The following is a 14,797-nucleotide window of genomic DNA, read 5'->3' as shown; positions in this document are numbered from 1 at the left end:
TTTATCCTAACAGGAAATATATGTTAAATAATCTTACTGTTGTAGATCATGTCCTAAAATATATGATCTACTGCTGAATTTTATGTCTTGTAACATAATTTAATATATAAAAGAATTTAGGAATAAAAGAGTAACTAAATTAGAAAAATCATTATAAGACTGCTCCTGCTGAAATTGCGAGATTTTGGCGGGATTTTTTTGTTTGTGTGAGGGTAAGGCTTTTTATAGCTAACGCTATAAAAATGCTAGCAGCAGAGGCTGCTGTTGGTGTTAAGTAAGATTTTACATGTTTCTTTGCAATAATAAGGAATTTTAGTTTACAACTTTCGGGAATACTACTTTGCAATTCCCGATAATTTTAGTATATAAAAATAAATATGTTAATTAATCATAAATTGTTTGATAACTAATGACTAATAAGTTATAATTAATATAGAATGAACTAGATTGAAATTAAGAATTTAATATTTCCTTCTAACGATTGGCGGTGATTGTCATTTTTAATGAAGAATTAAGCCGAGTTAAGTTTTTAATAGAAGATGGTCGAGATGTCATTAATGACTTTATTGGAGGAATAGAAAAGAAAGAAGCGGAAAAGGTAATTAGAGTAATTAATCTTTTAGATGATCTTGGTTTCAAAAGATTAATTCTTACAGAAATGTGTGCAGGTGTCGTTGGTTATAATAATTTATGGTATTTGCGAGCAAAGTACAGATCTAATATATACAGAATATTTTTCTTCAAATATTTTATTGATGATCACGAGGTATATATATTAGTACATGGAATAGTTAAAAAAACAAATAGAACTCCTCCAGGTGCAATTAGCTTAGCAGATAGAAGAAAGAAAAGAATTATAGCTGAGTTAGAAGGATAAATATTTCTGATATGTACTCCATAATATTAGTTATAAGGGAGGTTTAAAATACAATGGGAAACAAATATGAAGTTAGAAATAAGGATGATTCTTTTAAAGAATTAATTAAAAATAGAAATGATTTAAAAGATACAATTGAGGAGTTTGATCCTGTTTATGAATTAAGAAAAAAAATATTGTTATTAAGATTAGATGAAGGCTTATCACAGGAAGAATTGGCTGCTAGAGCAGGTATGAGACAGTCAGTAATATCTAGAATAGAAAATGGTGAAAGCGAACCAAGAATTAAAACAGTTAATAAAATTGCAAAAGCATTGAATAGGAAAGTAAATATAGATTTAGTTTGATTTCTAATCTCACTATAATAGGTGGGATTTTTCTTTTTTAAAAGCTTTAATTTAATGCTGCATAGTTCATGAACTCGAAATTATCAATTAGATGGAGATAGTTACGGATTGACTCACAGAGAAACCATTTTTGGAAAATCTTAGGTGTAAAATCTTAATGAGCGAAAAGTGTAAAATATTATTTGACATTCACAGTAGTATTGATTTCATTAAATAAATTGTTGGAAATGGCTAAAACTGATCCTGAAAAACAAGGGATTCTAGATAAAGCTATTTCCTTTTTTTATTGTGAACGGAATAAAGATATAGAAAATTTTATAAAAAATGGAAGCAGAGGCTATGATAGTACTGCAGTTATGCTAGAAGAAAAAGGAATCACCAGGACTTATTTTTTAATTGATGAAGACAATTTTCAGGAAACAAATGAAATACTAGCTTATTTTTCAATTACATTAAAAGAATTAGAATTTACTGCTGATATATCAAGAAGTAGAGTTAAAAAGATTGATGGAATCAGTGGAAATCGTGATTCGGTTATTTTATATTTAATTGCTCAGTTAGCTAAAAATGATTTATATAGTAGTGAAATAAAAGGGGAAGAAATAATAGATAGAGCTATTAATATTATTGAAAGAAGCCAAAAACTTGTTGGAGGCAGAATTATTATGGTTGAATGTGAAAACAATGATTCTTTAATTAAATTTTATGAGGAACATGGTTTTAAAAGTCTACATGTTAATAATAGTAATGGTTTGCGTCAGTTAATACGAAATTATTATAAGTGATTTTAGTATGCCAGATATAATTTTTTTAAAATAATCATTTCATTTTTCAGAATTTAGTGTTATAATGTTAATATAATATAACAAAAATTAATTTATAAATAATATATAAGTTATATTTATTTAACATTATAAGGAGGTGCCATTATGAAAGTGGCAGAAGTAATAGCTAAAAATTTAAAAGAACTGCAGGATGAATTTAACCTCAACCAGACTGAAATGGGAGAGATCATAGGCGTTACCAGACAGACTTTTGCAAAGTATTTAGATGGAGAAAGAGTAATGGACAGCGGCAAATTATATAAATTAGCCAGATATTTTGATAAAGAGATTGATTTTTTTCTAAGCGAAAAATCAAAAAGAGAAAAAGTATCTTTCATGTTTAGAGCTGATGATCCAGAAAATAATTTTGATGACAAATTAAAAAATAAAATTGCAGATAAATTTAAATTGTATCACGAAATTATAGAACTGAGTGATGACCCTGTAAAAGATTATTTACCAGAAGAATATAAATTAAAAATTGAAGGTAATAAATTAAATAAAAAGGAGAAAGCTGCTATAGAAAAAATTGCAGAAAAACAGAGAAGATATATGGGGGTAGATGATGCCTTAAATATCAATGTCTTTACTCTTTTTGAAGAAAATAATATTAATGTAATCGCTCAGGAAATTAAAGATGCTAATTTAGATGCTGTTTCTGCTTACTCTGAAGATAAAGGAGCCTATATTTTTATTAATGACAGCAGAGATATTCCCGAAGAAAGGAAAATCTTTTCTGCAGTCCATGAATTAGGACACTTAATCCTTCATCGTGATCAATACAGCAAAGATATTAATGAGTTAAAATATGCTAATACTCGGATAAAAAATATAAGAGAAAAAGCAGCAGATCATTTTGCGATGGCATTTTTAGTTCCTGCTACTGTTTTAAAAAATTATGATTATTATTTTGATGGTTATATTGATCTGGACCTAATTATTGAGAAGAAGAAAGAATTTGGTGTTAGTGCAAAGTCTTTGATCATGACTTTAAATAAATATGGCTATATAAAGGGTAAAATATTAGGTGCTTTATTCAAAAAACTCAAAGAGGCTGGATATGATAAAAAAGAACCAGAACCTAGAGATTATATAAGAAAAAATGAAAAGCTATTTGCTCTGGTTAGAAAACTAGTTATTAAAGAGGAAATAACCATTAATAAGGCTGCAGAAGTATTAAATATTCCAGTTTTAGAAATGAGAAAACTGGTTAAAAAATGGAAGAATTATCAATACAGAACGGCTTAAAAACTACAAAGGAGAAACTATAGTAGTCGATAATAATATCCTAAACATGAGGTCTGTCTGTACTTTTGTTCTGGGTTTGCAATAGCTCTAGTTACAGTATCTCGATGTATCCCAAGTTCGCTTGCAATAGCTCTCTTGCTTTTATTTTGATTAAAATATAGAAAATATAGAAACCTAATATAAAATTATATTGTGCCATCTTTTTCAACTTTCTTACCTCCTGTTTATAATGATTATTGGATAAATCAATTATACAGGAGATGGTGTTGAGGTGGTACACTTTTAGTTTAGCATATGCAAATGAGATTAAAATGTTTACTACCGATATTAATCTTGCAGCTAAAATATTAACTAAATTATTAAAAAATGATAAAATAGATGAGAAAGAGTATAAAATGTTAATCGGAGAGTGCTGACAGCTAAAATAATTTGGAAATTTATTGAAATGATAATTGATTATAAGCTTGATTTAAGATATAATATACTCAAAGAAAGATAAATTGCTTAACTAACTAAAAATTGTAGTTTATGTGTGATCTATGTATTAACAAAAAATGTAAAATATATTATATTGATAAAGGAGGGATCAGGATGGCCACATCATCTTTTAATAAAGATTTTACACTTAATATTAAGAAGGCTGTGGAGTCATTCGAGAGAATTATTTCCACTCCCAATAAAAGTATTAAAATCGATAAAAGCCTCGTATCAGCTGAAAAAGAGCAGCGAGGTGAGCAGAAATTAAAACAAATATTATCTCGCTAAAAAGATTAATAGAAATGAGTAATGAGTCTAAAGCTTAAGAACTTATTTCTGTTTTTCTTTGTGAAAAGGATACAGATATTGAATATTTCTTAAAAAATAGGGCAATTCTTTTTGAAAAGTTAGGGAAGAGCAGAACTTTTTTTATTTATGATGAAGATGCAGATGAATTTAATATTTTTGCATATTTCACTCTCGCCATACAGGTATTAAGAATTCCGGGAGAAATGATTTCTGGGAGAAAGGCTAATTTTTTTGACGGATTTAGCTCAAAAATTAAGGGTGTTAAGATTACTGAATTTCCTTCCATATTGATTGGACAGCTCGGAAAGAATGAAATGTATCCAGATGCAATTTCTGGAACAGAAATCATGGAATATTGTTTGCTCAAAATTTTTGAAGGGCAACTCAGGCTAGGTGGAAGAATAATAATGCTGGAATGTAAGGATATTCCTTATTTGATTCGTTTATATGAACAGTTTGGTTTCAATGTGTTGGAGAAAGACTATGAGGATGGAGAACTTTTACAAATGCTTAAGATTCTCGAAGAAGATGAAATTATTGAATCTAAAGAGATATAAAAATGTAGCTATGTGAATGTCAAATAACATTTTACACTTTTCGCTCATTCCAACTGAAGTAACAAGAAAGCAGGTTCAACTCTGTATTAGAAATCAGGATTGTATAACTGATATTGAGGAGGTAGAAACAGATGGATACTAAAGAATATTTCAATAGAGCTAGTGAAAAATTAGAGAATATGAGTGATGAAGAATTTTTAGGATTATTAAAAAAATCTGATATCGATGACTGTCCTCTGCGAGATGATGTAAAAGGAGAATATCAGTTATCGTCTGAGAATAAAAATAAGAATTCTTATAAGTATAGTTATAAGATGGAAAACACTATTAAAACCAGTGTTTCTGAAACAAAAGACAGCAATTTATTAAGGGCGTCATAATATGAAAAATGATATAACGAGTAATTTTTATTTTGACAATTATATAATAAAGAAAATAGACTCGGGTTTTTTTCTGCAGATGAAGATATGAAAGCCGATGATTTTTTAACAATGTGTAAATATAATGGAGCCTCTATATTATTTCCGTTCTTAAGATCAGCAGTAGCTGATGTAACTAAATCAGCTAATATAACTCCTTTAACTTTACCGTTAATTAATGTAAAAAAATTTATAGATGACAAAAACTAATAAAAAATTAAATAGTAATGAATACCTACTCTCATCAGATTTCTATAATCCTGATGGGAGTTTTTTGATTTTACATCAACAAAGTCACTTAGTTGCAGCTCCAGTTTTTTTCTGCAATAACAGGGAATTTTAGTTTGCAACTTTCGGGAATACTACTTTGCAATTTTCGGTAATTTTAATACACAACAAATAATTATGTTACCTTTGTATTTATATATTGTTTAATTGTAACAAATATGTTACAATTAATATATAAGAACTTAAATGAAAGGGTGAGCATAATGATAAATTATGAAAAGATTGCAAAAAGGTTAAAAGAAGCTCGGCTGGATATGAATTATTCACAGCAGGAAGTAGCTGATTTAATTGGTAAAAAAAGAAGTCAAATATCCTATTATGAAACTGGTGCCAGAAAAATTAATTTATCTTTGTTAAACAAATTCTCTAACCTATATGGCAAAAGTATTGAATACTTCATTGGAGAAAAAACAGAGGAAGAACAATTAGAGATAGCTCACCGCTCAACTGATATTAAACAGGATGATCTTGAGAAAATTGAATGGGCCAAAAATTTTGTTAATAACTTATATGAGTTAAAAAATATGCAGGAGGTAAAATAAAATGATTAAAGCTAATAATCTCCTTGCTGAAACTCGAGCTATAGAAACCAGAAATGAATTTGGCTTGAGCAATACAGAAGCAATTAATATTTTTGAAGTTTTAAAATATAATGCTAATGTAAGTATTATAAAAATGTCAATTGAGAGTGGACTATATGGTCTTTTTATCAAAAAAGGTGAGGTGCAGGCGATTTTAATTAATATTAATACATCGCTAGGCCGCCAATATTTTACTGCAGCTCATGAATATTATCATTTAAAATATAATATTAATTTAAATGGAAAACAGAAGTCGCTAGAAAAAGAAGCTGATACTTTTGCCTCTTATTTATTAATGCCCCGAGAAGCCCTAAATTTTCATCTTAAAAAAAGGCTTACTAAAAAAAATAAAAGTAAAATTGATATTTCAGATTGTCTTTATCTCGAAAATTATTTTAAAATTAGCCACCAGGCACTTATCTTGAGACTAAAACTGGATAATCATATAAAAAATAAAGAATATCAAAATTTAAAAGAGATTAATATAACTAAAGCTGCTAAAAGATACGGATATTCAACAGAATTATACTCTAAAGTAAAAACTGATGCAGATATAATCGTAGAATCTGACTATGCTGAATTAGCTGAAGAAGCACTTGAAAAAAATAAAATTTCAGAGAGTAGATATAATGAGTATCTAATTGAAGGTGGGTATGGTTATCTGGTGTTTGGAGATGACGATGATGAGCTATGATAAATTAGTTTATAAAACTGATATAAATTTAGTTTTTGATAATGATTGTCTTGCTTCCTTTATCTGGGTTAAAAGAATGGATATTTTGGTTAATTTATATAATGGTAGAATGTTCATTCCTCAGGTAGTAGTTGATGAATTTAGCTTTATGAAAAGATATAGTAAATATAAATGGGTTTATGAAGATGTAGTAGATGCCATAAATACAGACCTGTTTAAAGTAATTAAAATAGATAGTGATCATGAGGCATTTTTTGAATATAATAAACTTGTAAAAATGGGTAAAGGGAAAGGAGAATCTGCAGCCATTGCAATTGCTAAAACAATGGACAATTATACTGCCTGTAATAACTTGAAAGATATTAGACCATTTATTGAAAATAATGAAATCAATAATTTATTTACTTTTGATATTTTATTTGAACATTATTATAAAAATAATATTTCAATAGAAGAAATTGAAAAAATAATATCTAAGATGAGAAACAAGAAGAGAAAATTACCTGATATTAAATTTCAGGACTATATAAAAGAAAATTTTCATAATATAATTTTTGATGATGTTTATAATGATCATAAAGATATTTTAGATGAGCTTGATTAGAGAAAAATTGCAAAAACATTGAATAGGAAAGAAAAGTAAAAATAGATTTAGTTTGATTTCTAATCTCACTGTAATAGGTGGGGTTTTTCTTTTTTTTAGCTTTAATTTAATTCTGCATAGTTCACAAGCCCGAAATTATCAATTTCGGTGGAAATAGTTAAGATTGACTCACAGAGAAACCATTTTTGGAAAATATTAGGTTTAAAATCTTATTTATCGAAAGTGTAAAATATTATTGGACATTCACAACAAAGTATTCACTTAGTTACGGATCCAGTTTTTTATTCTGCAATAATATTTGTTCATAAAAATGGGGTCAGTCTCGAATACTACTTAGCAGTTCCCGGTAATTTTACTATGCAATAAATAAAGATTTTTTACTATTAAACTAAAATAAGATATAATATTAGTATAAAAGTAAAAGAGGTGGTTCGATGAATTATCGGCAAAAATTAAATAATTTGATCGAAAAGAATGACGGCCTTATTCTTACTAAAGAACTGGAAGAAGAAAATATTCCTCGAGAATATTTATCTATTTTTTTAGAAGAAGATAAGTTGGAGAGGATCAAAAGAGGAGTTTATACAACTCCTGCTACTTTTAATGATGAGATGTATATCATTCAGCAAAAAAACTCCAGATTAATTTATTCTCATGAAACAGCACTTTATCTACATGATCTAAGTGATAGAGATCCTTTAGAATATACAGTAACTGTTCCTTATGGTTATCATAATCCTTATTTAAAAGATGAAGATATAAAAATTCATACAGTTAAAAAAGAACTTCATTTACTTGGAGTTATGGAAAAAGAAACCATCTTCGGTAGAAAAATTAAAGTATATAATAAAGAGAGAACAATCTGTGATATTTTAAAAGACCGTAATAACATGGATATTTCAACGGTAAATGAAGCTATTAGAAAATATCTAACAGGGAAAGATAAAAATTTACATTTGCTTTTGGATTATGGCGATAAATTAAAAATAAGCAGTGTTTTAAGAAAATATTTGGAGATGTTTGTATGAAAAACTTAATGCAATTAAAAGATTTAGTTAAGAATTTGGCTAAAGAAAAAAATATTAATAGTCAGGTGATTTTAAGAAATTATATGATGCAGCGATTATTATTAAAAATTGTAAATTCAGATTATAGAAATAACTTTATTTTAAAAGGTGGTATGTTAGTTGCTGATATTTTCAACAGTGGTATTATATTAAGTCACTGGAATAGATATAGGAATAAATTTAAATACGCAAAGGAAATCGAGTTTTCTAGTTTGGAAGAACAGATAATTAATGAATTATTCATAAAATAACACAAGAAAATAAAAAAGAACAAGAAGAGTAGTTTTCCTCCTTGTTCTGATAGCCAATATTTTCTTTCCAGTTATCTGATTCTTTTAATTCCCAGGGATCGCCACCATTTTCTTTAAAGATAATAAAATGGTGAAGCAATGATTTAAAATCTTCTTCTGAAATAGGTAAATCTTCACAATTAATTCCGCCCTGTTGATAGAACAGATAGAGCTCTTCTGAATCAATATTATATTTTTCCTGAAAATTTAACAAAACATTTTTTGAGTGTTCTGGTTCCTCGACAATTTCAAAAATATCTTCTAGATTTATATCCATAGAATCACCTCTTTTACTTACTATAATTTTATTTTAATAGCTTAGTAATTAATTTGCAAGGAGTTGGAAGAAATTGTTCTAATCTCTAGATGTAAAATTAGTAAGAATAGGACCGGACAAATGTCCTAAATATAAATTTATAAAGTTTATATGATTTTTTGTAATTTATAATTATTCTCACTGGAGTCTTAAAGACCTGGTGAGATTTATGTTTTGCAATTCCGGTGATTTTGTATGTAAAATAAAAATGTATTAATTAATACATTTAATTGACAAAGATGTATTATTAGTGTATCATTAACGTATAATAATTGATCATAAGAAAGGATGATCATATGTCAGATTATCAACCGCAGAAACATACTGATTTTGAGTTTGAAGATATACTCAAATACTTAAAAAGAGCCAAAATTGCTGTTGTTCAAGAAAAATATAATCTATCTATGAATAGAGAAAAAAATAAAAAGTTCAGTGAGGATTATAATCTTACTGCAAAGAAAATTGAAAATATAATATTAAATCTTGAGGTTGAAGACTTTTGTTATGCAGTGGATAATGAAAAAGAAGAGTTTTCACATGAGATTTTGTATGTTTTCTGCAGCAGAGAAGAGTTGAATTATTTTGGTGAATATAATGAGGTTGATATTTACATAAAGTTTAATTTAATTGACAGTGCTGGTTATTTATATATAATTTCTTTTCATGAACGTGAAAAATCGATTTCATTTTTGTTTAAGTAGTAACAAAAAAGGAGGGGGAGCAAATGAGAACTTTTTGTCCTGAGTGCCGAAAGGAAGTTGAGTATCAAATTGAAAATTCAGTAGAAAAAAAAGAAGTGCGCGGTCTGGAGTTTGAATATACCGCTGAAAGAGCTTATTGTAATGAGTGTGGAGCTGAAATTTTCATTCCTGAACTTCATGACCAGAATCTGCAAAAGATAGACCATGCTTATAGAGAAAAAGCAGGAATTGTTAAGGTTCCTGAAATTAAAGAGATAGTAGAACAGTATAATACAGGTAAAAGACCATTATCATTACTTTTAGGTTGGGGAGAGACTACATTAACCCGTTATTTGGATGGGGATATACCTTCAAAAAGTTATTCTGAAACTTTAAAAAAAGTCAAAGATGATTATGATTATATGAGACAGTTAGCAGAAGAAAATAACGATAAGGTTTCAGTTAAAGCTTTTAATGGTCTAATGGAAGCTATAAAAGATTTGCAGGATAATGAGCTGAAGACAGAAAAAAAGATTGATAGTGTAATTAAATATCTACTTAAAGAATTAGGTGAGGTAACACCTTTAGCACTGCAGAAGTTACTTTATTACAGTCAGGGGTTTTATAAAACATTTTATGATGAGTTTTTATTTGATAATGATTGTGAAGCCTGGGTACATGGCCCGGTTTATAAAGAAATATATTTTAAATATAGAGATTATGGCTATAACCCTATAGAAGATGAAAGTATTGAATTTGAAAATATTAATCTAACAGAAGCAGAAAAAGAACTTTTAGATAGTGTCATTGATAATTTTGGCTGTTATAGTGCTAAAACACTTGAAAAAATGACCCACTCTGAAAGACCATGGAGATTAACCAGAAAGAATTTAAAGCCGGAAGAAAAAAGTAATGAAATAATAAGAAAAAATCTTATAGAAGATTATTTTAAGGATGTTAATAATAAGTATCAGATGTTGAATGTGGAAGACATAAATGATTATAGTGAAGAATTATTTGTTAAAATAAAATAGTCAGGATAATATTTTATATGTTAGCAATTATCTCACTGAATTATTTAAATGAGATATTTTTTAGAAGTAAGATAGATTATAAAAGAGTGATTAATTTATTTGGTAAAAATGATAAATTAGAGGTTGACGCCAGCTTATTTAACTGCAATAATAACTATATAGAGGACTATTTAGGATGGTGAGATTATGATAAATCACTATGAAGGAACAGTGTTTAATACTCCTGCTAAAACTATAGTTAATACAGTAAATTGTGTTGGAGTAATGGGTGTAGGTATAGCCCTGGAATTTAAACTTAGATTTCCTGAAATGTATAAAGATTATAAAGATAAATGCAATAAAAATTTAGTTCGAATAGGCAGACCTTATATTTACAGTCATAGTGATGACTTATGGATACTAAATTTTCCAACAAAGAAACACTGGAGAAATAAGTCAGAAATAGATTGGATTGAAGCAGGTCTTAAATATTTTAGTGAAAATCATTCTAAAGTAGAAATGAAATCAGTTGCTTTTCCAAAATTGGGTACAAATAATGGCGGCTTAGACTGGGAAGCAGTTAAAGATCTAATGGAAAAATATTTATCTGATCTGGATCTTGATATTTATATATGTTTAAATGAGAAAAATGAAGTAGAGGGTATAGAAAAGAAAATGCTTGATCTTGTTAATAAAGCTGACCGTGAACATTTAATTAAAGAGGTTGGTATTAATGCAAAACAGTCTACAATAATAGTGGATAAACAACCTGTTCAGAGGTTTTGGCAGATAAATAATTTTAATGGGATAGGAAAAAAATCTTACGAAAAGTTATTTAGATACTATTATAAATTAGCTAAAAGCCAAAAAAGAGAACTAGTTCAAATGGGTTTAGAGATTTGACATCCTCCCTGCCCATTAATATGAGCGAGGCTTTCTCGGCGAAAGTAGGTAATTTATAATTTTTTATAATATAATGTATGTTAGGTTACCGCGTCGTGACCATAGAGACTAAGTGATGCTTAGATTCGTGTTGGAGGGCTTATTAGTCCTTCGTTTTTTGTTTAGATTAATTTGGTAAAAATTTTATTATATAGAGTGAAACTGAGGAGATGAAATTTATGCCTACTAGTTCTTTTGAAAAAGATAAATTTATAGTGACAGATCCAGATATGATAAAAAAAATAAATAAAGAGCTTTCTCGCGAAAAAAGTGGGGTAGAATTAAATAAAAAAAGAGATGATTTTGATAAAACTATGGAGGAATTGAAAAGAGGTAAAGAGTTATTAAAACAACTATAATTTATTTAAATAATTTCCTGGACCAAAAAGTAAATTAATTATATAATTACATTGTAGGGACATTATCAGTACGAAAAGGAGGATGGAAAAAATGAAAACAAAACAATTCCGTATTGATGAAAAAGAATGGAAAAAATTTAAAAAAATTACACATGATTCTGGTAGTAATGCAAGTGTTGAAATAAGAAGGTTTATTAAAGAATATAATAAGCGGAACAGTCACGAAGAAATTTTTAATGAGATTTATGAGGATCATAAAGAGGTATTAGATGAGCTTGATTAGAGAAAAATCGCAAAAGCATTGAATAGGAAAGTAAAGATAGATTTAGTTTGATTTCTAATCTCACTGTAATAGGTGGGATTTTATAATTAATCATTTCATTTTTCAGAATTTAGTGTTATAATGTTAATATAATATAACAAAAATAATTTTATAAACAAAATATAAGTTATATCTATTTAACATTAAGGAGGTTTCATTATGAAAGTGGCAGAAGTAATAGCTAAAAACTTAAAAGAGCTGCAGGATGAATTTAATCTTAACCAGACTGAAATGGGAGAGATCATAGGGGTTACAAGACAGACTTTTGCAAAGTATTTGGATGGAGAAAGAGTAATGGACAGCGGCAAATTATATAAATTAGCCAGATATTTTGATAAAGAGATTGATTTTTTTCTAAGCGAAAAATCAAAAAGAGGAAAAGTATCTTTCATGTTTAGAGCTGATGATCCAGAAAATGATTTTGATGACAAATTAAAAAATAAAATTGCAGATAAATTTAAATTGTATCATGAAATTATAGAACTGAGTGATGACCCTGTAAAAGATTATTTACCAGAAGAATATAAATTAGAAATAAAAGGTGACAAATTAAATAAAAAAGAGAAAGCTGCTATAGAAAAAATAGCAGAAAAACAGAGAAGATATATGGGGGTAGATGATGCATTAAATATCAATGTCTTTACTCTTTTTGAAGAAAATAATATTAATGTAATTGCTCAGGAAATTAAAGATGCTAATTTAGATGCTGTTTCTGCTTATTCTGAAGATAAAGGAGCCTATATTTTTATCAATGACAGCAGAGATATTCCCGAAGAAAGGAAAATCTTTTCTGCAGTCCATGAATTAGGACACTTAATTCTTCACCGTGATCAATACAGCAAAGATATTAATGAGTTAAAATATGCCAACACTCGGATAAAAAATATAAGAGAAAAAGCAGCAGATCATTTTGCGATGGCATTTTTAGTTCCTGCTAAAGTTTTAAAAAATTATGATTATTATTTTGATGGTTATATTGACCTGGACTTGATTATTGAGAAGAAGAAAGATTTTGGTGTTAGTGCAAAATCCCTGATCATGACTTTAAACAAATATGGTTATATAGATGGTAGAATATTAGGTGCTTTATTCAAAAAACTAAAAGAAGCTGGCTTTGATAAAAAAGAACCAGAACCGAGGGATTATATAAGAAAAAATGAAAAGCTATTTGCTCTGGTTAGAAAACTAGTTATTAAAGAGGAAATAACCATTAATAAGGCTGCAGAAGTATTAAATATTCCAGTTTTAGAAATGAGAAAACTGGCTAAAAAATGGAAGAATTATGAATACAGAACGGCTTAAAAATTACTCTGCTTATGAAAATGAAATAATAGAATTTAGTCAGCTTAAAGCTTGTTTAGAATTTCTATTTTCAAAAGATTCAAGCTGTTATTTGTCCAATAATTTAAAAAGTAAAATATATTCTTATTATAAAATTTGATAGATAGAATTAATCTCCTCAATCTTATTCCGCTATTTTTGTCGAATTCATTGAACTATCTTAATAGATAAAGTATAATAGAAAATGAATATATGCTAAAAATTTCAAGTTAAGATAGATTTGTTTTTAAACAGGGGGAAAATTATGAAGATTAAAGAACTAATTATGAATTCGATTCGAATTATTGGGGACATCATTTTTGTCAATTTAGCCTTTTTACTTGCCTTTAAACTCCGCTTTGGAGATACAATACCTGCTCAGAACTATAATGCTTACATGGAATTAATACCCTATATTTCAGTTTTCGCAGTTTTCTTATTCCAAATGTATAACCTCTACAGCAATCAATTAAAAAGAAGAATAGACGAGATATTTTATACTTTTATCCCAGCAACATTTATCATAGTCCTCTTTGTTGGGACTTTAACTTATCTTACTCATTCATTAGCTTTTCCCCGTTCAGTATTTTTAATTTCTTTTCCAGTTCTTTTTGTAACTATGATAGCCTGGAGATATTTAACTTTAGCTATTGAGCGCCTTATGTCAAAAAAAGAAGATATCATTATTGTCGGTCGAGGTGAAAACACTGCCAAATTAATTAAAAATATTGCTCATTCTATGCATAAAAGTTATAATATAAAAGATGTAATTATTGATAACTCTGATCATCTTAAAGATTTAGATTACATAGATTTTGATTTATTTACTGATTTTGATAATTTAGAAGATAAGCTAATGAATATGGAAGCAGACATAATTTTTGTAGCTTCTAACTTGAGTGAAAAAGAAAAAAAGGGTGCTTTTTATGCTGCTTTGGAGAAAGATTGGGAAGTATCACTTGTACCTGAATTCTATGAGATTATGCTCTCTGGTTCCAGACTGGAGCAGATTGGAGAAATGCCTATTTTTGAGATTATTCCACCTCACAATTCTATAGGTTTTTTCTTTAAAAGAGTGACAGATATTTTGTTGGCCTCAATTGGTCTGCTTTTAAGTCTGCCTTTAACTCTACCGGCAGCGATAGCAGTAAAATTAGAAAGCAGAGGCCCAGAGATTCCGCAAATGATTTTTAAAAAATAAGGAGAATACAGTTCAAACAGTATTCTCAGCAGTAGTTCCAAAATAAAGAATATTAGAAATAT

Annotated in this window: 21 protein-coding genes; 20 read left to right on the top strand and 1 reads right to left on the bottom strand. The window is 28.1% G+C overall.

Features of this window, described 5'->3' with window-relative positions:
• Positions 1–487: 487 nt before the first annotated feature.
• The 13 genes from C8C76_RS14225 (at position 488) to C8C76_RS14170 (ending at position 8,543) form a co-directional block, all read left to right on the top strand.
• Positions 488–877: a type II toxin-antitoxin system RelE/ParE family toxin gene (locus C8C76_RS14225; RefSeq protein WP_181248239.1), complete on the top strand. Its 390-nt coding sequence runs from the start codon at positions 488–490 to the stop codon at positions 875–877.
• Positions 878–930: 53 nt separating this feature from the next.
• Positions 931–1,224 (top strand): helix-turn-helix domain-containing protein, encoded by a 294-nt coding sequence (locus C8C76_RS14220; protein WP_108142798.1) that lies wholly within the window; start codon positions 931–933, stop codon positions 1,222–1,224.
• A gap of 182 nt (positions 1,225–1,406) precedes the next feature.
• On the top strand, positions 1,407–2,009 hold the full coding sequence (locus C8C76_RS14215) for a hypothetical protein (protein WP_108142796.1): 603 nt from the start codon (positions 1,407–1,409) through the stop codon (positions 2,007–2,009).
• Positions 2,010–2,153: 144 nt separating this feature from the next.
• Positions 2,154–3,296 carry a helix-turn-helix domain-containing protein gene (locus C8C76_RS14210; protein WP_108142794.1) on the top strand — a complete coding sequence of 381 codons (1,143 nt, stop codon included), beginning with the start codon at positions 2,154–2,156 and terminating at the stop codon, positions 3,294–3,296.
• Between the two features lie 591 nt (positions 3,297–3,887).
• Positions 3,888–4,061: a hypothetical protein gene (locus C8C76_RS15235; RefSeq protein ID WP_181248238.1), complete on the top strand. Its 174-nt coding sequence runs from the start codon at positions 3,888–3,890 to the stop codon at positions 4,059–4,061.
• Positions 4,062–4,285: 224 nt separating this feature from the next.
• Entirely contained in the window at positions 4,286–4,639 is a 354-nt protein-coding gene (locus C8C76_RS14205; protein ID WP_219909397.1) for a hypothetical protein, read from the top strand.
• Positions 4,640–4,770: 131 nt separating this feature from the next.
• A complete protein-coding gene (locus tag C8C76_RS14200) occupies positions 4,771–5,019 on the top strand; it encodes a hypothetical protein (RefSeq protein ID WP_108142791.1) in 249 nt (82 codons plus the stop codon).
• Positions 5,020–5,106: 87 nt separating this feature from the next.
• Positions 5,107–5,268: a protein-export chaperone SecB gene (locus C8C76_RS14195; protein ID WP_108142789.1), complete on the top strand. Its 162-nt coding sequence runs from the start codon at positions 5,107–5,109 to the stop codon at positions 5,266–5,268.
• 281 nt (positions 5,269–5,549) lie between these two features.
• On the top strand, positions 5,550–5,888 hold the full coding sequence (locus C8C76_RS14190; protein WP_108142787.1) for a helix-turn-helix domain-containing protein: 339 nt from the start codon (positions 5,550–5,552) through the stop codon (positions 5,886–5,888).
• 1 nt (position 5,889) lies between these two features.
• Entirely contained in the window at positions 5,890–6,621 is a 732-nt protein-coding gene (locus C8C76_RS14185) for an ImmA/IrrE family metallo-endopeptidase (protein ID WP_108142785.1), read from the top strand.
• On the top strand, positions 6,611–7,225 hold the full coding sequence (locus C8C76_RS14180; RefSeq protein WP_108142783.1) for a hypothetical protein: 615 nt from the start codon (positions 6,611–6,613) through the stop codon (positions 7,223–7,225). The genes C8C76_RS14185 and C8C76_RS14180 overlap by 11 nt, the downstream gene beginning before the upstream one ends.
• Before the next feature lie 434 nt (positions 7,226–7,659).
• Complete coding sequence (locus tag C8C76_RS14175) at positions 7,660–8,253, top strand: type IV toxin-antitoxin system AbiEi family antitoxin domain-containing protein (protein ID WP_108142781.1); 594 nt, start codon at positions 7,660–7,662, stop codon at positions 8,251–8,253.
• A complete protein-coding gene (locus C8C76_RS14170) occupies positions 8,250–8,543 on the top strand; it encodes a hypothetical protein (protein WP_108142779.1) in 294 nt (97 codons plus the stop codon). Before C8C76_RS14175 ends, C8C76_RS14170 begins: the two co-directional genes overlap by 4 nt.
• On the opposite strand, the gene C8C76_RS14165 is transcribed toward C8C76_RS14170, so the two are convergent.
• Positions 8,533–8,859, bottom strand: a complete 327-nt coding sequence (locus tag C8C76_RS14165) for a hypothetical protein (protein WP_108142777.1) — start codon at positions 8,857–8,859, stop codon at positions 8,533–8,535. The genes C8C76_RS14170 and C8C76_RS14165 overlap by 11 nt on opposite strands.
• A 335-nt stretch (positions 8,860–9,194) precedes the next feature.
• Between C8C76_RS14165 and C8C76_RS14160 the strand changes: the two genes are divergently transcribed.
• From C8C76_RS14160 to C8C76_RS14130, 7 genes are all read left to right on the top strand, one after another.
• Positions 9,195–9,599 (top strand): hypothetical protein, encoded by a 405-nt coding sequence (locus tag C8C76_RS14160; RefSeq protein WP_089722991.1) that lies wholly within the window; start codon positions 9,195–9,197, stop codon positions 9,597–9,599.
• A 23-nt stretch (positions 9,600–9,622) separates the two neighbouring features.
• The gene (locus C8C76_RS14155; protein ID WP_108142775.1) at positions 9,623–10,612 is read left to right on the top strand and encodes a type II TA system antitoxin MqsA family protein; all 990 of its coding nucleotides are present in this window, start codon (positions 9,623–9,625) and stop codon (positions 10,610–10,612) included.
• A 186-nt stretch (positions 10,613–10,798) separates the two neighbouring features.
• Positions 10,799–11,494, top strand: a complete 696-nt coding sequence (locus C8C76_RS14150) for a macro domain-containing protein (RefSeq protein ID WP_108142773.1) — start codon at positions 10,799–10,801, stop codon at positions 11,492–11,494.
• A 218-nt stretch (positions 11,495–11,712) separates the two neighbouring features.
• Complete coding sequence (locus tag C8C76_RS14145; RefSeq protein WP_108142771.1) at positions 11,713–11,892, top strand: hypothetical protein; 180 nt, start codon at positions 11,713–11,715, stop codon at positions 11,890–11,892.
• 91 nt (positions 11,893–11,983) lie between these two features.
• The gene (locus C8C76_RS14140) at positions 11,984–12,175 is read left to right on the top strand and encodes a hypothetical protein (RefSeq protein WP_108142769.1); all 192 of its coding nucleotides are present in this window, start codon (positions 11,984–11,986) and stop codon (positions 12,173–12,175) included.
• A 198-nt stretch (positions 12,176–12,373) separates the two neighbouring features.
• Positions 12,374–13,516: a helix-turn-helix domain-containing protein gene (locus C8C76_RS14135; protein ID WP_108142767.1), complete on the top strand. Its 1,143-nt coding sequence runs from the start codon at positions 12,374–12,376 to the stop codon at positions 13,514–13,516.
• Between the two features lie 283 nt (positions 13,517–13,799).
• The gene (locus tag C8C76_RS14130) at positions 13,800–14,735 is read left to right on the top strand and encodes a nucleoside-diphosphate sugar epimerase/dehydratase (RefSeq protein WP_108142765.1); all 936 of its coding nucleotides are present in this window, start codon (positions 13,800–13,802) and stop codon (positions 14,733–14,735) included.
• The last annotated feature ends 62 nt before the right edge of the window (positions 14,736–14,797 follow it).

It is taken from the genome of Halanaerobium saccharolyticum (genome assembly GCF_003053565.1).
Taxonomy (GTDB): Bacteria; Bacillota; Halanaerobiia; order Halanaerobiales; family Halanaerobiaceae; genus Halanaerobium; species Halanaerobium saccharolyticum_B.
This window is presented reverse-complemented; position numbering and strand designations above follow the sequence as displayed.